This is a genomic window from Streptomyces sp. ME19-01-6 (assembly GCF_033793745.1).
In the GTDB taxonomy this organism is placed as follows: domain Bacteria; phylum Actinomycetota; class Actinomycetes; order Streptomycetales; family Streptomycetaceae; genus Streptomyces.
In genome coordinates, this window is the sequence record NZ_JARAXF010000004.1 from 197,056 (window position 1) to 217,032 (window position 19,977).

The following is a 19,977-nucleotide window of genomic DNA, read 5'->3' on the forward strand; positions in this document are numbered from 1 at the left end:
CGGGGCAGGCGTTCACCGGGGGGAGGTGGAGGCGGCCTCGCTGGGCGGGGCGTCCGGGGTCGGGCGCCGGTCCGAGGGCGGGCGCGGGGTCGGGGTACGGCGCGGGTCCCGGGTCGGGCCCGGGTCCTGGGTCGGGCCCGCATCCTGGGCCGCGTTGCCGCCGAAGACGGCGGAGCCGAGTATGGACCGGACCTGCTCCAGCGTGCCGGCGGAGGGCCGGTTGAGGCAGACGGACGCGGTGATCAGTTCGTGCGGCCCGGACGCCCCGGACGACCCGGCCACCGCGCGCCGGCCCAGCAGCTCGCGCGTGCCGCCCGCGAGGCGGCAGGACTTCCCGGGCCGCGTATCCACCATCCGCGCCCGCTGGTCGGTCGCCCCCAGGGCCTTCTCGCTCCCCAGCCGCAGGATCAGCAACCCTTCCCCGCGCCGCAGCTCGTGCGGCGCCAGGCAGTAGTGCCGGATGCCCGCCGTACACCGGTCCGTGTCCACGGCCGCCGGCCGGTTCCCGGCCAGCCCAACCGTGCCCGCCCCCTCCCCGCCCCGCACGCCACGGCCGCTCCAGCCGCGCGGCAGCCGGACGGTCAGCCCGTCCAGCCCCGGGTAGCGGACGACGGGATGGGTGGCGGTGGGCGAGGCGGCAGGGACCTGATACGTCGCGCCGGGGCCCCTGGGCCCGGCGGCCGGGGCCTGGCCCAGCACGGCCAGCGTCACGGCGGCCGCCACTCCCCCGGCCACCCCGGCGGCCCCCGCCATCCCGGCCACCCGCCGTCGCCGTCGCCGCGCCACCAGCTGCTGGACCCGCCGCATCCGCTGGGCGGGGGCAGGCAGCCGGGGTACGCCCCGCTCGAGCAGCGCCCGCAGCTCCGCCTCGCGGGCGGCCTCACGCCCGGCCTCGGAGCCCGCGCCGGACTGACGACCTGGAGGACGACAGGGCTCGGCGTCGCGACGCCCGGCCCTCTTCTCCGGCTCACCCACGGCGCTCACCGCCCTCCGCCATCTCGGCGGCGGGCAGCAGCCCGTGCAGGGTGCGCAGCGCCTTGGACGCCTGACTCTTGACCGTGCCGGTGCTGCAGCCCAGCACCTCGGCGGTGTCCTCGACGCTCAGGTCCTCGAAATAGCGCAGCACCACCACGGCCCGCTGCCGCACCGGCAGCCCCCGCACCGCCGCCGCCAGCGACTGCTCCAGATCCACCCCCTCGAACGGATCCGGCACGGTCCGTGTATCCGGTACCTCGTCGTGCGGCACCTCCCCGCGCCAGCGCCGCCGCCACCACGAGGCATGCGTGTTGACCAGCGCCTTCCGGACGTACGCCTCCGGATTCTCGGCCGCGATCCGCCGCCACTTCGGCCACACCTTGGCCAGCACCGTCTGCAGCAGATCCTCGGCCAGGTGAGCATCCCCGGTCAGCAGCCAGGCGACCCGCAGCAGCCGAGGCCCGCGCGCGGCGACGAACTCCTCGAAGCCGGGCGTTGCGCCCCTCACTGTCGTGTCCTCGCCATGGTGCCCCTGTCCGAACCGTGTCTTTCACACATGTTGAACGCCATGGCGCCGGTACGGGTTGCCTCAAGCCCAGAATCCGCCAACCGGCGGTCAACCAGCACCCCCGAGCACGTCGGCGCCTCGATGAAAATCAGCCATCGCCAGACTTAATATCGCCAAGAATCCCGGTCGGCATCGTGTGCGCCAAAGTGGGCAACAAGGGGTACGCCCCCCAATCCACACCCCAAAACAGGTGACCTGCATCACAAAAACGCGACAGCTCTGGTCGGCTCGATGCCGCGTGTCGCAAACTCACTGCGATCTTCTGCTACAGGAAATTGCTCACGGGGAACCGGGTTACGGGGGGGCAACAGTGGGTCACGTCTCGACTCAGATACGCGCTTCCAGATCCAGCGGATCACCGATCTTGAGACATATCGCCGCTGAAGAAATTCACGCAATATCCAGGAAATCCGGACATCTTGAATTCCAGCACCCCTCCAGGGCGGCCGCGTGAATTCCGCCGGATATCCACTGTCCCGGCAGCAGCAGACCGTCTGGGCGTCACAGCAACTCCAGCCCGACGGGGACTCCTACAACGTCCCTATGGCCTACCGCCTTTCAGGTCACATTGCCGAGAAGGAGCTTGCCGAGGCCATCCGAGCGGTGCTGGACCGGCACGCCGTACTGCGTGTGGCGATCCAGCAATTATCCAGCGGCGAGCTTCGCCAGAGCGTACGTCCCACACCGGACGACATCCTGGGCGTGCATCAGGTGACCCCATCTGAGCTGCCGGAACGGCTCGCCGCGGCCGCTTCGAAGCCGTTCTCTGGTGAAACCGCGTGCCGTTTACGGGCCGACTTGTTCCGGCTGTCCCCGCAGGAGGCCGTTCTCCTGATGGTGTTCGACCACATCACCGTGGACGCGCCTTCAGTCGGCCTGATCATGGAGGAATTAGGCCGGGCCTATACCGATGCCCTCGACGGCCACCTCCCGGCGAACGCGCCTATTACGGAGTCGCCCTATTTCGCGTACGTCCGCCAACAACAGGAGTGGACAAATCTCCCCGAAGGCCAGGAACACACCGACTTCTGGGAGAAATATCTTGAGGGCATGGACGCGCTCACGTCCGCACCACGCAAGCACGCGCACGGCAATGACTCGCCCATTCGCCACTCCTCCCATCCGGTGTCTTTTCCGGCGGATTTCTTCGAACTCGTCGAACGCCGGCGAGTGACCCCTTTTGCGGTGCTGCTGTCCGCCTACTCCCTGACGCTTCAGCACTTCCTCCGCTCCGATGACGTCCTCGTCTCCTATCCGGCCGTCGACTGGCGACGCACCGAATTCGACGCGGTGGTGGGGCTTTTTACGGACATGATGCTCTTCCGCTGCCTTCCGCAGGCTGAAACAAGCCTGCAGGAGTACGTGCGGGAGGTTCAGGAATCGCTCTTCACCTGCCTGGAGCATCAGGGAGAGTCCCTGGAGAAGCTGTGGGCCCGCATGCGAATGATCGCCGGTGGCGGTGCGGCCCTCCCGCCCATGCTGTCCGTCAACGACCTGGGCACAGGCCCCCGGTTCCCCGGGCTGGAGGTGGAACGCGTCCCGCTGATCCCGCGTGACGGCAAGTCGGAGCTGCTGCTGGCCGTCAACATCAGCGGCGCCGAGATCACCGGGCGGCTGGACTTCGACCCCGACGTCTACGCCCCGGCCACCGCACAGCGGCTGGCCCGCGCGCTGGAAACCGTACTCGGCCAGATCGTCGACGGCCGGGACGGCGCCGCGCGGGGAGTGGAGCTCATCACCGAGGCCGACCGCTCCCTGGTGCTGGACACCTGGAACGCGCCGCCCGGCGAGGTGGACGCGCCGCACGTCCCGGAGTCGTTCCTGCGCCGGGCCGCCGCCGCTCCCGAGAAGGTCGCCCTGATCGACGAGGGAGGCGAGGTCACCTACGGGGAACTGGAGCGGGCCTCCCGCGCCCTTGCCGCCCGTATCGCGGCCCTCGGCCTCCCCTCAGGGAGCATCGTCGCGCTCTGCCTGCCGAGGTCGGCCCGGTTCGTCGAGGCGGCCCTGGCCGTGCTGCGATGCGGCCTGGCCTTCCTCCCCGTCGACATGGAACAGCCCCCGCGCCGCCGCGCGTTCGTCCTGTCCGACGCGGGGGCGGCAGCCGTGATCGTGCCGGGCCATGCCGAACTCGGCGGTCTGCCGACCGGGTTGCGGGCGCTCGGCCTCGAGGACGCCGAGGCGTCTGTCGCGGGCGACGGGTTCGAGGACCGGCCGGTGGACGCCGAGGACCCCGCCTACGTCATCACGACGTCCGGAAGCACAGGGCTGCCCAAGGCGGTCGTCGTCCCGCACCGTGCGCTGACCAACAACTTCCGGTGGAAGCGGGACGAGTTCGGCTTCCGCCCCGAGGACCGCTTCTACTTCAAGACGCCGCCCATCTTCGACGCATCGGTGTGGGAGTACCTCGCCCCGCTCACCGTGGGCGCCACGCTGGTGGTGGCGCCTCCGGGCGCGCACCGGGACCCGTCGTCCATGCTCGGCGAGATGCGGCGCCACGCGGTGACGGTGGCCCAGTTCGTACCCACCCTGCTCAAGGCTCTGCTGGCGGAGGACGGGTGGGACGGTCTCCCCGCACTGCGCCGGCTCTTCGCCGGAGGAGAGGCCCTCGACTCCTGGGTCGTGGAATCCGTGAGAAATAGCTGTCATGCACAGGTCATTAACTTGTACGGGCCCACCGAAGCGGGCTGCGACGCGACGTCCCACCTGTGCTCCTTTGGCGGCGAGCCGGAAGCGACGGTGCCCATCGGCCGCCCCATTCCCGGAGGCCAGGCCTATGTGCTGGGGTCCGGCGGGCAGTTGCTGCCCCCGACCTTCGTGGGAGAGCTCTGCCTCGGCGGGCTCCCGCTGGCTCTCGGCTACGCCAACCGCGCCGAACTGACCGCCGAACGGTTCGTGCCGCACCGGTTCGGTGGGGATCCCGGCGCACTGCTGTACCGGACGGGTGACCTCGCCCGCTTCACCGAGGACGGCCTGCTCGAGTACCACGGGCGCGACGACGGGCAGGCGAAGCTGCGCGGACTGCGGGTGGAGCTGGACGGGATACGCAACCTGCTTCTCGGGCATCCCGGAATCCAGGACGTCGTCGTGACGGTCCGCCCCGAGCTCCCGGACGCCCTGATCGCCTATGTCGTCTCCGAACGGGATGACGACCTCGCCGACCTCCGCGGATACCTCACCGACCGGCTGCCCTCGGAGCACGTGCCCACCCACTTCGTACGGCTGACGGACCTGCCCCTCACCGCCACCGGAAAGGTGGATGTGCGGGCGCTGCCGCTGCCCGAGGCGGGAGCGGCCCCGTCGTCGCACAGCGAACCGCGTACCGGCCTCGAACGGCGGCTCGCCGCGCTGTGGGCGGAGGTGCTGGGCACGGACCCCGGCCGGGTGCCCCGGGACGTGAGCCTGTTCCAGCTCGGGGGCAGTTCCCTGACCTTGATTCATCTGCACCGCCGGCTCAGGGCGGAGGTCTCGCCCGGCTTGTCGGTGACGGATCTGTTCAAGTACCCGACCGTTGCCGCTGTCGCCCGCTCGCTGAGCCGCTCGGAGAACGACGGAGGATGGGCATGACCCTTGCGCAGGAGAGCCGGCTCATAGCGGTGGTCGGGATGGCCTGCCGCTTCCCCGGCGCCCGTGACACCGACGAGTACTGGAACGCGCTCGTGAAGGGGACGACGTCCCTGGTGCCGCTGACGGCCGACGAACTCGCGGCGAAGGGCGTCCCCCAGGACGTGCTCGCCGACCCGCAGTACATACCCGTGGCCGGCGCGCTCGACGGCGTGGAGATGTTCGACGCCGCCTACTTCGGGATCCCGCCCGCCGAGGCGGCCGCCATGGATCCGCAGCACCGCCTCTTCCTGCAGGAAGCGGTGCACGCCCTGGAGCACGCGGGGTGGGCGGGCGGCGAGGACCGCAGGGTCGGGGTCTTCTGCGGCTCCGGCGAGAACCGCTACGCGGCGATGCTGCCGAGCCCGGACAGCGGCGCCCGGACCCACCGGTCCATGTCCGACGCCCCCGCCGCGCTGCCCCTGCGCGTCTCCTACCACCTCGACCTGCGAGGGCCGAGCGTCTTCGTCAGCAGCCTGTGCTCCACGTCCCTCACCGCCGTCCACCTGGCCAGACACAGCCTGTTGGCGGGCGAGTGCGAACTCGCCCTGGCGGGCGCGGCCTCCGTGCGGATGCCGCAGCACCACGGCTATCGCGCGCTGGACGGCTCCGTCATGTCCCCGGACGGCCGGCTGCGCCCGTTCGACAGCGCGGCACGGGGCACCGTACCCGGCAGCGGCGTGGGAATCGTCGTACTCAAGCGCCTGGACGACGCCCTGCGCGACGGCGACACCGTCCACGCCGTCATCCGTGGCTCCGCCCTCAACAACGACGGGGCGGACCGGCAGAGCTTCGCCGCGCCCAGCGTGCGCGGACAGCGCGACGTCGTCATCGCCGCGCTCACCGACGCGGGCGTCGACCCGGCGACCGTGGGGTACGTCGAGGCGCACGGCACCGGCACCTCCCTCGGGGACCCCGTGGAGCTCGCGGCGCTCCGCGAGGCCCGGGAACAGCTGGGTGCCACCACTCCCTGTGCGGTCGGCGCCGTGAAGTCCTCCCTGGGGCACCTGGACACCGCCGCCGGTATGGCCGGGCTCATCAAGGCCGTACTCGCCGTCCGTGAAGGCATGGTGCCCGCGACGGTGGGGCACGACGAACTCAACCCCCTGATCGACCTGGCGGGCAGCGGCCTGTACATCAGCGCCGAGACCCATCCGTGGCCGCATACGGACCACCCCCGGCGCGCCGCCGTCACCGCACTCGGCGTCGGCGGCACCAACGCCCACCTGGTGCTGGAGCAGCCACCCATGCGACCCGCACCCGCACCGGCCGGGCAGGCCGCCCCGGACGAGCCGCACGTCTTCCCGCTCTCCGCCCATACGCCGCTGTCGTTCGACCGGCTCCGCGACCGGCTCGCCGAGACGCTGGAGCCGGCGGAGCACGCCCCGGGCGACGTGGCCCGCACCCTCCAGGAGGGCCGCCACCACCGCACGCTGCGCCGGGCATGGGTCTCGCCCTCCCTCCGGGAGATCGGCACCGCCCTGCGCGGGACGCCCGTCCCCGCACCGGCGGAAGGGCTGGTGCTGGCCATCGACCTCGGGGACGAGCATCCGTACGCCCTCGACGAGCGGCTCGGCGAGCGCGTCGCGGAGCTCCGCCGCGCCCTGGAGCACACGGGTTCCGGAGCCTCCCGGGCGGTGGTCGCGGCGCACACCGCGCGGGGCCTGCTGGACGCCCTGACCGCTCTGGGAGTCGTCCCGGACGCCGTGGCCGGGGTGGGCGCGGGCGAGTACCTGGCGTTCGCCCATGCCGGGGCCCTGCCCTGGGACGTGGCGCTCCGCTGCGCCGAGCGTCACAGCCGGGCGTTGGAGGCGTCTCTGCCCGGCGGGGATCTGAGCGTCTGCGAACGGCTGCTGGAGGAGGTCGAACGGGACCTCGCCGGCTGCCCGCCCACCCCCCTGGCCGTCGAGGTGCGATCGGTCAGCTCGGGCACCGGCTTCCCCGCCGGCCGGGTGCCGCCGACGGGACACCTGTCGGCGATGACCCGGGCCGCGGTGACAGGGGAAGGAGACTTCGCGCCCCCGTCGGGCTGCCCCAGCCTGCTCGACGGCGCGGCAGGCTGGGAGCAGTGGCTGCGTCTGGTCGCCCACTGCTGGGAACGGGGCGCCGACGTGTCCTGGCACCTGCTGCACGGCACCGGCCGCCGGATTCCGCTGCCGGGCTACCCGTTCGACGAGGCCCGCCACTGGGCCGCGCCCGCGCCGGACGCCACCGCGGGACCCGCGGGCGCGCCCCCGCGGGTGCGGGCGGCCGATCCCGTCCGCACCACCGCGGCCGCCTCCCGCGCGGACGGTGAGCGGAGCGTCCTGGCCGAACTGGGCGCCATCTGGCAGACGGTCCTCGGCGTTCCCGAGGTGGCACCCGAGGACAGCTTCTTCGACCTCGGCGGGCACTCGCTGCTCGCCTCCCAGGTCATGACCAGGATCCGCGAGCTGTTCGAGGTGAGGATCCCCCTCGGCGATCTGCTGGACGCCGAGACGCTGGAAGGCATGACCGAGCTCGTTCAGGGCGAGCTTGCCGCGCTGCGTGTCTACGCGACGCAGACCGCCCCGCCCGACGAAGCGATGGAGACCGTGGAACTTTGAACCCTCCCCCAGCTGAAGGCCGGCGGATTACTGGCTCACGTCGCCCACGGCCCTGCGGACCGGCAGGTCTTACACGATCAACACCAGCCGGGTTGGAACCAGCCCGGTTCGGTACTGCAAGCAAAGGAGTTGCTGTGCTGGCTTGGTTCTCGCTCAGCACGCCGGAAATGCTACCAGCTGCCCCGTTTCTCGGAGGTTCACGGTGAGCGTCACCCGCTTTCTGGAGGACCTGTCCGCGCGCGGGATCCGCATCGCGCCCAACGGCGAGAAGCTGTCGGTGTCGGGCCCCGACGGCGCCCTCACCGACACCGTCAAGGACTCGATCCGCACCCACCGCGCGGAGATACTCCGGTTCTTCCGGGAGTACGAGGAGGAGCAGTACCGTCGCGGCGTCCGCATCGAGCGCGTCGACCGCCGGGAACCGATCCCCGCGTCCTATGCCCAGCAGCGCCTGTGGCTGGTGGAGCAGACGGCGACCGATCTGTCCGTCTACAACATGTACTTCGCCACCGAACTCCGGGGCGATCTGGACGAAGCGGCCCTGCGCGGCGCCGCCGGCGATCTCGTGCGGCGCCACGAGATCCTGCGTACGGCCCTGACCGAGACGCCGCAGGGCCTGCTCCAGACCATCGACGACGACTGCGCGGCAGTGTTCGGGACACACCGGGCGGACACCCCCGAGGAGCACGACAGGCTGCTCCTCGACGTCGTCTCCACCCGTTTCGACCTGGCCAAGGCCCCGCTCATCCGCTTCGACCTGCTGCGCACGGCGGAGCGGCGGTGGACCTTCGTCGTCACCCAGCACCACGTCGTCTCGGACGGCTGGTCCACCGGGCTGATCAAGAAGGAACTGTCCGAGCTGTACGCGGCGCGCGTCGCCGGACGGAGCCCGCGGTTACCCGAACTGACCGTGCAGTACGCGGACTACGCGGTCTGGGAGCGTGAATGGCTCGGCAGCGACCTGGCGCAGCGGCAGCGTGCGTACTGGCGCGACCGGCTCGCCGAGCTTCCCCCGCTGCTGGACCTGGTCCCCTCCCGGCAGCGCCAGGCGGTGCAGAGCTATCGCGGCTCCGCGGTGACCTTCCGGTACCCACCCGCATTCCTCGACAGGGCACGGGGGCTGTGCGGCGAGACCGGCACCACCCTCTACAGCACCTTCATGGCGGCGTACTCGCTGCTGCTGTCCCGTATGACGCGGCAGTCCGACATCGCCGTCGGCAGTCCTCTGGCCAACCGGCCCTATCCGGCGCTGGAGAGGACCCTGGGGCTGTTCTTCAACACCATCACCGTGCGGACGCGGGTCGATGAGAGCAGTACCGTCCGCGACTATCTGGCACAGGCCCGGAGCGGCGCGTTCGACGCCTTCGCCCACCAGGACCTGCCGTTCGACCAGGTGGTGCAGGCGACAGCCCCCGAGCGCAGCAGCTCGCACTCCCCGATCTTCCAGACCATCTTCATCCTGCAGACCTATCCGGGCGAGCGGTTCACCTTGCCCGGTGTCCACGCCGAGGCCGCTCCGACCCCCTTCTACTCGGCCCAGTACGACCTGATGTTCAAGCTGCGCGAAGACAGCCGGGACGGCGGCCTGCAGGGGCTGCTGATCTACAACGACACGCTGTTCGACGAGGCCGACGCGCGGCGCTTCGCCGACTGTTTCGTCCATCTCGTGGAGCGCATGTGCGAGGCCCCGGACGCACGGCTCGCGGACCTGCCGCTGATCGACCCCGACAGCTCCCGGCTCATCGACCGGTGGAACGCCGCCACCAGCCGGCCGGTGCCGGCGCGGCGGGTGGAGGAGGAGGTCCTCGGCCGGCTGCGCGAGGACCCCGAGCGGGCGGCCGTCACCTTCCGGGGGACCGTGGTGTCCCGGGGTGAGCTGGCCCGCGGGGCCGAGTCCGTGGCCGCCGGTCTGCGCTCCGCTGGGCTGTCGCCCGGCAGCCGGGTGGGCGTGCTGGTGCCCAGGTCGCCGGAGCTCATCGCCGTACTGCTGGGAATCCTCCGGGCGGGGCTCGTGTACGTGCCCCTGGACGGCGCCGCCCCCGACGGGCGCACCACCTCCATGCTCGACTCGGCCGACTGCGTCGCGCTGGTGGCCGGGGAGGTGTACGAGGGCCGGTGTCCGTCGTACGCCGGTGTGCGGTTGAAGGCCGCGGACCTGCTCCGGCACCCGGGGGCGGCCGGCTCCCCGCGCGGGGCCGCCGACGACGCCGCCTATGTCATCTTCACCTCCGGGTCCACCGGGCGGCCCAAGGGCGTCGAGGTGTCGCACGCCAATGTGATGAACCTCTTCACCGCCCTCGACGAGGTGGCCTCGCCTCCGGATCCGGCCGTGTGGCTCGCCGTCACCCAGGTCACCTTCGACATCGCGGTGGTCGAGCTGTTGTGGACCGTGGCCCGCGGTGTTCCCGTGGTGCTCGCGGAGACCTCCGAGACGCTGCGACACACCGGGAGCGACCCGTGGGGGCTTCAGGCGCCCGCGACCATCCCGGAGCTCATCCGCAGTGAAGGGGCGACGGCCATGCAGGCGACCCCCACGCTGCTGCGCGGTGTGCTGCGCCTGCCCGGCGCCGAAAGCGCCCTCGGCGGACTCCGGCTGCTGATGGTGGGCGGCGAGCCGCTGGACCTCACCCTGGCCCGGCAGCTGAAGGACCTCGGCATTCCGCGCGTGCTGAACATGTACGGGCCGACGGAGACCACCGTGTGGTCGACCTGCTGGGAGGTCCCGCGGGAGCCCGACGGCATCCTCGTGGGCCGGCCGCTGGCGAACACCGCGGCCCATGTGGTGGACGCGACGCTGGGCCCCGTGCCGATCGGCATGTTCGGCGAGCTGGTCCTGGCGGGGGGCGGTGTGGCCCGCGGCTACGTCGGCAGTCCCGCACTCACCGCCGAACGCTTCCCCACCCTTCCCTCCCTGCGCGCCGACGGCCGCGTCTACCGCACGGGGGACATCGCCCGGTGGCTGCCGAGCGGTGAGATCGAGCTGGTCGGCAGGGTCGACAACCAGGTCAAGGTGGGCGGCTACCGGATCGAACTGGAAGAGGTGGAGCAGGCGCTCAACTCCCTCGCCGGAGTAGCTGATTCCGCTGTGACCGTCCAGCGTGAGCGGGAGCACGCCCTGCTGGTCGCCCACTATGTGCCGGCACCCGGCGCGGTGATCGACGAGGCGTATCTGCGGGCCGGGCTCGCCGACCTGCTCCCGGACCAGATGGTGCCCGCGGCCTACGCCGCCTGTGCCGCCCTGCCCACCACCAGCAGCGGCAAGACGGACCGCAACGCGCTGCCGCACATCCCGGTCGACACACGGGAGCAGACGGCCCAGGAGCCCGCGAACGATCTGGAGACCCGGCTGCTGGCGGTCTGGCGAGCGGTGCTCGGCGACGACGGCATCGGCCCGGCCGACGACTTCTTCCGGTCGGGGGGCACCTCGATCCTCGTCGCCCAGCTGCTCACGGAGGTGCGCGAGCGGGTGCACGAGGACGCGCGGATCGTCGACCTGTTCCGCTACCCCAGCGTCCGGGCGTACGCGGCCCATATCAGCGGGACGTCCCCGGGCGAGGACCCGCGGCGCGGTCGGGCGCCGGCCGCGGACGCCCGCCGCGCGGCCCGGCAGCGGCGTGGCCAACAGGTCTCCCGCAAGAAGCAGCTCCGGGCGGAGGCGTTCCGGCCCGTCACCGACTGACCCGCCGCCCGGCGCACGCCTCGTCCCGCGCGCCGCTGCCCCACGCGTCCCTCGCCGCATCCCGGTACGCCGACTCGCCGCTCCGGTGAGTGCGTGCCGCAGAAGTCCCGGAGTGTGAGCCTTGGCTGCCGATCTTCCCGACGAACACGACGACGAGCTCCCGGCGATCGCCATCACCGGTATGGCCTGCCGCTTCCCCGGCGCGGACTCCCCGAGTGCGTTCTGGGAGCTGCTGCGCGACGGCGTGGAGCCCCGGGAGACCGTTCCCGACGAGGAGTTGAGGCGCGCGGGACTGCTGGACCGGGTGCGCGACGACCCGTCGTACGTCGCCACGCGTATGCGGTTCGCGGACCCCTCGCTCTTCGACGCGGACTACTTCGGCATGACACCGGCCGAGGCAGCCGCGACCGACCCGCAGCAGCGCTTTCTGCTGGAGACCACGGTCCACGCCCTGCGGGACGCCGCTCTCGAACCAGGAGCCTTCGAGGGAAGCGTCGGCGTGTACCTCGGGATGAACCACTCGGACTACCTGCTGCACCATGTGACCAGCCACCCCGAGGTGGTCGAGGCCCTGGGCTGGCACCGCGTCCTCATGGGCAACGACCGGGGGTTCACCGCGACGGGTGTGTCCTACCGCCTGGGCCTGACGGGTCCGAGCGCCGCTGTCGACTGCGCCTGCTCCTCCAGCCTCGCGGCGGTCCACCACGCCTGCCGGGCGCTGCTCGACTACGAGGCGGACGCCGCCGTGGCCGGGGGCGCCGGCATCAAGCCGACCGACCTCGGCTACTCCTATGTGGAGGGCGGCATCGGCTCCCCCGACGGCCGCTGCCGGCCCTTCTCCGCGGACGCCCGGGGCACGGTGTTCGCCAGCGGTGTCGGGGTCGTGGTGCTGCGGCGTCTGGAGGACGCGCTGGCCGACGGCGACCGGGTGCTCGCGGTGATCCGGGCCGGCGGGGTCAACAACGACGGGGCGCGGAAGAGCGGTTACACCGCGCCCAGCGCCCGGGGACAGGCCGAGCTGATCGCCTCGGTGCTCGAACTGGCGGGCATCGACGCCGATCAGGTCTCCTACGTGGAGGCGCACGGCACGGGCACCGCCCTCGGCGACCCCATCGAGGTGAGCGCCCTCACCGAAGCCTTCCGCGCGACGAGCCGCGCGACCGGCTTCTGCGGGATCGGGTCCGTGAAGTCCAACATCGGTCATCTGGACTCGGCCTCGGGGATCGCCGGCCTGATCAAGGTGGTCCTCGCGCTGCGTCACCGCACCCTGCCGCCGACGCTGTGGTGCGAGGAGACCAGTCCGCACATCGACTTCGACACCTCGCCGTTCCGGGTCACCGGAAAGCTGCGGCCATGGGAGGGCCCGCGACCGCTGCTCGCCGGGGTCAGCTCGTTCGGCGTGGGCGGCACGAACGTGCACCTGCTGGTGGAGGAGGCGCCGGCGGAGCCGGAGCCGACCGTCGCCGGCCCGGCCCGTGACGCACAGCTGCTGCCCTTCTCGGCCGCGTCGCGTACGGCCCTGGACGCATGGGAGGCCGGCCTGAGGGAGCGGCTCACGGCTCAGACTCCCGAGGGCGTGCGCGACATGGCGTACACCCTGGCGCGCGGCCATGCTGTCCTGCCCTTCCGGCGCGCGCTGCTCTGGGCCGACGGCCGGGAACCCCTCACCCTCGACGGGGATGGCGGGGACGGCGTGGACACGGGGCGCGGCGGTTTCGCCTTCGTCCTGCGGCATGCCGAGCCCGGCCAGAAGGCGGTCCAGGAACTTCTCGGTCGCCATCCGGCGTTCCAGAAGACCGCCGAGCGGCTCGTCGAACCGTGGGCCGCGGCGCGCGGCATGACGGCCCAGCAGGCGCTGAGCTGCCTGGCGACCCGGGCCCCGGCGCTGCTGACGTCCACCGTCGTGTCACTGGGCGAGGCCGCCGTGTGGGCGGAGCACCGGGGAGCCGTCCCGCGCGCCGTCGTCGCCGACCGGGCGTCCCGCCCCGCCGCCGCTGTGCTGGCCGGCGCGCTGACGGAGGACGAACTCGCCACCGCCTTCGCCGACTTGCCGGCCGACGGCGTCTCTTCGGACGAGCACGTCCTGCGCCGGGTCTCGCTCCGTGCGCTGACCATCCCCTGGTACGACGAGGACGGAGCGGAACTGTGCCCGGCGGGCCGCCGGCCGGACCCGGCCCTGGCCTTCGGCAACGCCGCGGCCACGCCGGGCCGGCGCACCCTGCCGCCCCGGATCTCGGCACTCGTCCACCTCGGCGCGGCCGCGCGGCTCCCTGCCGCCGCGGTGCCCAAGCGACCCCGGGGAAGTAGCGGCGAGCCCCCACGCCGCCTGGCACGGCACCTCGCCGCGTTGTCGGAGTCGCCCGAGTACGCCCAGTACGAGGACGATCCTCCGCCTTGCGATGCACCGCACCAGACGACGCGGGAACCCACCCCTACTTCCCCGGGGCCGCTTAGCGTGTTCGCGGGAGCGGTCCACGTCGCCGGCCCGCCCGGCACGCCGGGCGGCGACGCCTCGCTGCTCGCTCGCCTCGGCCGCGCCTGGGCGCTGGGGCTCCTGGAGGACCGTTCGGGGCTCGTCGATGTTGTCGGCGGCCGCGTCGTGGACCTCCCCGCGTACCCCTTCGACCGGCAGCGGCACTGGCTGGAACCACGACCGCCGCAGGCCGGCGCCGAGGGGTCCGCACGCTCCCTGGGCCCGGAACCCCCGGCGATGGAGGCAGACGAGGCGGGAACCGCCCGGCAGTCGGCTCGGCACATCTTCGCGCAGTGTCTGGGGGTCGACGACGTCGCGGACGACGACGACCTGTTCACCCTCGGCGGCGACTCCCTCCTCGCCACCCGGGTCGTGGCCATGGCCCGTGCGCGGCTTGGGGTGAACGTACCGTTCGGCACGTTCCTGCGGGAGCCGACGCCGGCCCACCTGGCCCGGCTGGCGCACGGAACACAGGGGGCGGCGGCGGACACCGGCATACGACGCGAGCCGGGCGGTCAAGACCCGGTGTCCCCCAGCGGTCCGATCCCCCTGACTCCCCTACAGGAACGGTTCCTGTTCCTCAGCGAGATCGACGGCGCGGCCGAGGCGTACCACGTGCCGGTCCTCGCCGACCTGCGCGGCCCGTTGGACATCGAGGCGCTGCGTGCCGCGCTCGCCGACGTCGTCGCCCGGCACGAGAGCCTGCGCGCGGTGTTCCGCACGACCGCGGACGGCACGACGCAGGAGATCCTGCCCGAGGTGCCCGTCGAACTCCCCGTCCTCGCCGTCGACGGCGAGGAGGCCCTGCGGTCCTCGATCGCCGAACTGCTGGACCGCGGGCTCCCGCTGGAGCGGGCCCCCGCCTTCGCCGCGCGCGTCCTCACCACCGGGCCCGGCCGGCACGTCCTCGCCCTCTCGGTGCATCACATCTGCGCGGACGCCCACTCCACCGGCATCCTGCTGCGTGACCTGTACGCCTGCTACGCGGAGCGAACCGGTGGCGACAAGGCCGCCCTGCCCGCCATCGAGGGCCTGTTGGCCGCCCACAACCGTGCCGTCGCCGCATGGCTGACCTCCGCGGACGCGGAGCGGCAGGTGCGCTTCTGGCTCGACGAGCTGGCGGATCCGCCCGAGCCGCTCCAGCTGCCGGGTGACCGGCCGCCCGGTGCCCGCCGCGGCTACCGGGGCAGCACCGTCGACTTCGCCCTTCCGGCGGAACTCTCCGGCCGGGTCCGCGCCCTGGCCGAGCAGTGCGGCGTGACGCCCTTCGCCGTCGTACTCGCCGTCTTCTTCCTGCTGCTCGCCAGGGTCACCGGGCGGACGGATCTCGTCGTCGGGACGCCGGTGTCCGGACGGCACCGGCCCGAGACCCGCGACCTCATCGGGAACTTCGTGAACACCCTCCCGCTGCGGGTGCGGACCGACGAGACCGTGGACTTCCACGCGCTGCTGGGGCAGGTCGCCGAGCGGGTGACCACGGCCCTGAACCACCAGGATCTGCCCGTCGAGGTGCTCACCCGGCGGCTGGGAGAAGGCCGTCAGGACCTGGACGGCGCCCCGATCTTCCAGGTGCTGTTCAACATGCTCAACCTGGACGCGGGCAGCGCCGCGCCGCCGGCCGGGCTCGAGCGCCGCCCCCTGCCGTTCGAGCGGCACACCAGCCCGTACGAGCTCTCCCTCGACTGGTGGTTCGGCCGGGACGGGAGCATCACGGGCCGCTTCCTCTACGACACCGAGCGCTTCGAGAGGGAGACCGTCGCGGGCTGGCAGGACACCTTCGCCTTTCTCCTGACCACCGTCGTGGACTTTGCGGACCGACCGCTGAGGGACGTCCCCTCCCAGTCGCCCGCCACCGCCGCCCGGACCTCCGCGGCCCTGACCGGCCCCCGGGTCCCCGTCCCGCCGCGCCCGGTCCACGCGGTCTTCGCCGACTGGGCGGCCAGGGAACCCGGCCGCCTCGCGGTCACCGACGGCCGGACCTCCCTCACGTACGGCGAACTGGCCCGTGTCTCGGCGGGGGTGGCCGACCTGCTCGCCGGGCTCGGCGTACGTCCCGGCCACACCGTGGGCATCGCCATGGCACGGGGGGTGCCCCTGGTCTGCGCTGTCGTGGGCGTGATGCGCGCGGGCGGCACGCCGGTGCCCTTCGACCTGAGTCACCCGCGGCGCAGACTCGCGGCCATGGCCGAGGACTGCGGCGCCGCCGTCGTCGTCTCCGAGCGCGAGGAGGACGCCGACTTCGCCGTCGACGCGACGGCTCTGGAGCTCGCGGACATCACGGTGGTACGAGGCGGCGCGGACAGCGTCCCGGGCGACGCTGTGGACCTGTCGGTGGGCGCCTATCTGACCTACACCAGCGGCACCACGGGCCGGCCGAAGGGCATCCACTTCCCCCACCGCGCGCTGGCGAACCTCATCCACTGGGAGACCGCCGGCCACACCGCGGGGCTGCGCCGGCTGCAGCTCGCGTCCTTCGGTTTCGACGCCTCCTTCCACGAGGCCTTCGCCGCCCTGTGCTCGGGCGGCTCCCTCCACATCGCCGACGACGAGACCAAACACGACCACGACCTGCTGGCCGGCTTCATCCGGGACCACCGGGTGGAGAAGGCCATCCTGCCGGTGTCCCTCCTGCACGCGCTCGCCGCGCGCTTCGAGCACGACACCGCCGCCTTCTCCTCGCTCAAGGAGATCGCCTCCACCGGCGAACAGCTGCGCCTGAGCGCGTCGGTGATCTCCTTCTTCGAGTCCCTGAAGGAATGCCGGCTGATCAACAACTACGGGCCGGCCGAGACACACGTGGTGACCTCCTACCGGTTCAGCGGACCGCCCAGTGCATGGCCACGGCACGCACCGATCGGCCGCCCGATCCAGAACGTCACACTGTCCGTGCTGGACAAGGAGGGCCGCGGCACCCCCCGCGGCTCGGTCGGCGAGCTGCTCATCCACGGCGACTGCGTGGCCACCGGCTACCTGGGTCAGCCGAAGCTGACCGCGGAACGCTTCCTGCGTCCGGGCCCGGACGGCGGCCCGGCGCACGGCGCACACGCCTACCGCAGCGGAGACCGAGCGCGGCTGCTGCGCTCGGGCGACATCGAGTTCCTGGGCCGTGGAGACAACCAGGTCAAGATCCGCGGCTTCCGTGTGGAGCTGGGCGAGGTGGAGACGGTGATCCGCGAGGACCCCGGGATCCGCGACGTCGCCCTGGTCGTCGGCGGCACGGCGGGCGATCAGCGCATCGACGCCTATGTGGTGGCCGCTTCCGGGGCCGACGTGGCCGAGCGGACCCGCGACCGGCTCAGGGACGAGTTGCCGGCGGCGATGGTGCCGTCGTCCTTCACCGTCCTCGACAGCCTCCCGGTCAATGTCAACGGGAAGGTGGAGGTGTCCCGGCTGCCCCGGCCGGGCGGTCCGGCGCCACGGAGCACGGTCCACGACGCGTCCGAGGCCGACGGCGCTCCGCACGGTGTCCTGGCCGTCTTCCGCCGCGTACTGGACAACCCGCTGCTCGGCCCGGACGAGGACTTCTTCGACGCCGGCGGCCACTCCCTGCTCGCCACCCGCGTCATCCACGGCATACGGGAGGAGTCCGGCGTCCGGCTGTCGGTGCGGGAGCTCTACCGGTGCGGCACGGCCGCGGAGGTCGCCGCCCTGATCGCCGGCCGCCGCCCCGCGACGAACGCCGAGGAGGAGCTGCCCGCCGTCGCCGCCCCGCTCGTCGTCCCCGCGGGGCAGCGCGCGCTCCTCGACGGCTCCCCCTCCCGCGACCGGCAGAAGACCTTCGTGTTCGACACCGGGCAACTCCTGGACCCGGCACGGCTGGGCGCGGCGGTGGATGTCGTCCTCGCCCGGCACGCGGCCCTCCGCGTGCCGTACGCGGCCGACGCGGACGCGGGGCCACCAACCCGCGCGGTGCTCGATCTGCCCGGGATACCGGCGGGCAGGACGCCGCAGGAGGCCGCGGCATGGATGTACGACCAGGCTCAGCGCACACCCATCGATCCCGTCAGGGAACCTCTGTTCCGGGTCGTGGCGGCGCAGGTGCCAAAGGGCCACACCCTGCTGGCGCTGACCGTCCATCTGGCCGCCCTCGACGGGCGGAGCCTGAACACCTTGTGCCGTTCCCTCGCCGAGGCCTATGCCGCGCCCACGGCCCACCGCGCAACGGACGACGGATTCCTGCGCTACCTCACCTGGCGGCAGGCCCTGGCCGGCAGTGAGCGCGCCGAGGGGGCCGCGCGCGGTTGGCTCCGGCTCCTGCCCGGGGCCCCACGGGAAGCCGACACCCTCGGGCCGGCGGTCGACGGCGAGATCGCCGGGCGCAGGTCCTGGGCCCCTGGGCAGCAGCTCCAGCAGACACTGCGCCACAGATGCGCCGAGCACCGCGTCACCCCCTTCCTGCTGCACCTCACCGCCTTCGCCACCGCCCTGGCCTGGTCGCGGGACCAGGACGAGGTCTGCCTGGGGCTGGCGCTGGACGGCAGGGTCCACCCCTCGCTCGACGCGACGGTCGGCAGCTTCGCCAACCTCGTACCGTTCCCCTTCCGCCTGCGCGCCGAGCAGCCGCTGCGCCACGCCCTGGAGGCCGTACGCGAGGTCTTCGACGAGGTGGACGGCGTACGCACCGTGAACTACGCCGATCTCGCGGCCGCCGACGAACGGCTCGGGGCCTTCCAGAGCCTTCCGGCCGTCTTCACCTATGCGCGCGAGGAGGGCGAGCCGCTCCGGCTCGGCACGCGGGAGCTGCGTGCCGTCGGGCCCGACGTACTGGCCCCCGGGCAGCGGCTGCAGCTGACCGTCGCCGACAGCCCGCGCGCCTTCCGCGCACAGCTCGCCTACGCCCGCGGTGCGGCCGAGCGGCGGGACGCACAAGTGATGGCGCTGTACCGCACCGTGCTGTACGCCCTCGTGTTCGAGGCCGACACCACCGCCGCGGACCTTGCCGCATCCATCGATCCCGGGGAGGGAGCGTGAAGTTCAGCCTGTTCTTCTTCGCCAACGGGCAGGACACCGCCGAGCAGTACCGTCTCCTCCTGGAGGCGGCGCGGTTCGCGGACACGGAGGGCTTCTCGGCCGTCTGGACGCCGGAGCGGCACTTCCACGACTTCGGCGCGCCGTTCCCCAACCCCTCCGTCACCTCGGCGGCCGTGGCCACCATCACCTCGCGCGTCGACGTACGCGCCGGAAGCGTCGTGCTTCCGCTGCACGATCGGCTGCGCGTCGCCGAGGAGTGGGCCGTCGTCGACCAGCTTTCGGCCGGCCGGGCGGGCCTGGCCATCGCCTCCGGCTGGAACCCGCAGGACTTCGTCCTGGCACCCGGCAACTTCGAGAAGAACAAGAGCCTGGTCCGTGACGGCATCCAGGAGTTGCGCGCGCTGTGGTCCGGTGAGGCCGTGCTCCGTCCGGGGCCGGGCGGGCAGGAGCGGCTCATCCACACCTACCCGCGCCCCCGGCGGGACGAGCTGCCCCTCTGGGTCACCGCGGCGGGCTCCGCCGAGACGTTCTCCCTCGCGGGAGAGCTGGGGTGCGGCATCCTGACCCACCTTCTCGGGCAGTCCTGGGACCGGCTGGAGGACAATCTGGCTGACTACAGCGAGGCGCTCGAAGGCGCGGGATACGGCATCGAAAGCGACCGCGTGACGGTCATGCTGCACACGTTCGTCGCCGAGGACGGCCGTACGGCGCTGGAGACGGCCCGTGCCCCCCTGACCGCGTACATGCGCTCGTCCATGAGCCTCTTCGGCCTCAAGTCGCCACAGAGCCAAGGGGCGGGACAGGCGTCGGACGCCGCGATGCGCGAGCTGCTGGACCACGCCTACGAGGAGCACGCGCGGACCCGGTGCCTCATCGGCTCCGTCGACAGCTGCCTGCCGATCGTCGAACGCCTCGCCGACCTGGGGGTCGACGAGCTCGCCTGTCTGATCGACTTCGGCGTCGCGGCGGACGAGGTACTCGGCGCGCTGCGGAACCTGGCGGTGCTGCGGGAGAGGTGCGATCAGCTGTGATCTCCCGGACCGGAGGGCGGCGGACGGCCGTCTGCCGCCCTCCCGCCCCCCGCGTGCCAGGTCCTGTCTCCCCGGTCTCTGTGCCGGCGACATCA

Annotated in this window: 7 protein-coding genes; 5 read left to right on the forward strand and 2 right to left on the reverse strand. The window is 72.5% G+C overall.

Going from position 1 to position 19,977, the window contains the following annotated elements:
- Nucleotides 1–12 precede the first annotated feature (12 nt).
- Together PV419_RS10900 and PV419_RS10905 are read right to left on the reverse strand one after the other, a co-directional pair.
- Nucleotides 13–984 carry a hypothetical protein gene (locus PV419_RS10900; protein ID WP_319687767.1) on the reverse strand — a complete coding sequence of 324 codons (972 nt, stop codon included), beginning with the start codon at nt 982–984 and terminating at the stop codon, nt 13–15.
- Nucleotides 968–1,483 carry a SigE family RNA polymerase sigma factor gene (locus PV419_RS10905; protein ID WP_319687768.1) on the reverse strand — a complete coding sequence of 172 codons (516 nt, stop codon included), beginning with the start codon at nt 1,481–1,483 and terminating at the stop codon, nt 968–970. Before PV419_RS10905 ends, PV419_RS10900 begins: the two co-directional genes overlap by 17 nt.
- 510 nt (nt 1,484–1,993) lie before the next feature.
- Here PV419_RS10905 and PV419_RS10910 point away from each other — a divergent pair.
- The 5 genes from PV419_RS10910 (at nt 1,994) to PV419_RS10930 (ending at nt 19,882) form a co-directional block, all read left to right on the forward strand.
- Nucleotides 1,994–5,107: an amino acid adenylation domain-containing protein gene (locus PV419_RS10910; protein WP_319687769.1), complete on the forward strand. Its 3,114-nt coding sequence runs from the start codon at nt 1,994–1,996 to the stop codon at nt 5,105–5,107.
- The gene (locus PV419_RS10915) at nt 5,104–7,728 is read left to right on the forward strand and encodes a beta-ketoacyl synthase N-terminal-like domain-containing protein (RefSeq protein WP_319687770.1); all 2,625 of its coding nucleotides are present in this window, start codon (nt 5,104–5,106) and stop codon (nt 7,726–7,728) included. The genes PV419_RS10910 and PV419_RS10915 overlap by 4 nt, the downstream gene beginning before the upstream one ends.
- A 202-nt stretch (nt 7,729–7,930) precedes the next feature.
- Nucleotides 7,931–11,407: an amino acid adenylation domain-containing protein gene (locus PV419_RS10920; RefSeq protein WP_319687771.1), complete on the forward strand. Its 3,477-nt coding sequence runs from the start codon at nt 7,931–7,933 to the stop codon at nt 11,405–11,407.
- Nucleotides 11,408–11,528: 121 nt separating this feature from the next.
- Nucleotides 11,529–18,851, forward strand: coding sequence for a non-ribosomal peptide synthetase (locus PV419_RS10925; RefSeq protein ID WP_319687772.1), 7,323 nt, complete (start codon nt 11,529–11,531; stop codon nt 18,849–18,851).
- Nucleotides 18,848–19,882, forward strand: coding sequence for a MupA/Atu3671 family FMN-dependent luciferase-like monooxygenase (locus PV419_RS10930; protein WP_319687773.1), 1,035 nt, complete (start codon nt 18,848–18,850; stop codon nt 19,880–19,882). The genes PV419_RS10925 and PV419_RS10930 overlap by 4 nt, the downstream gene beginning before the upstream one ends.
- Nucleotides 19,883–19,977: the final 95 nt, after the last annotated feature.

What these genes read in the sequence shown, in the direction of transcription:
- PV419_RS10915 (WP_319687770.1), top strand. Translation starts at nt 5,104, where the DNA reads ATGACCCTTGCGCAGGAGAGCCGGCTCATAGCGGTGGTCGGGATGGCC.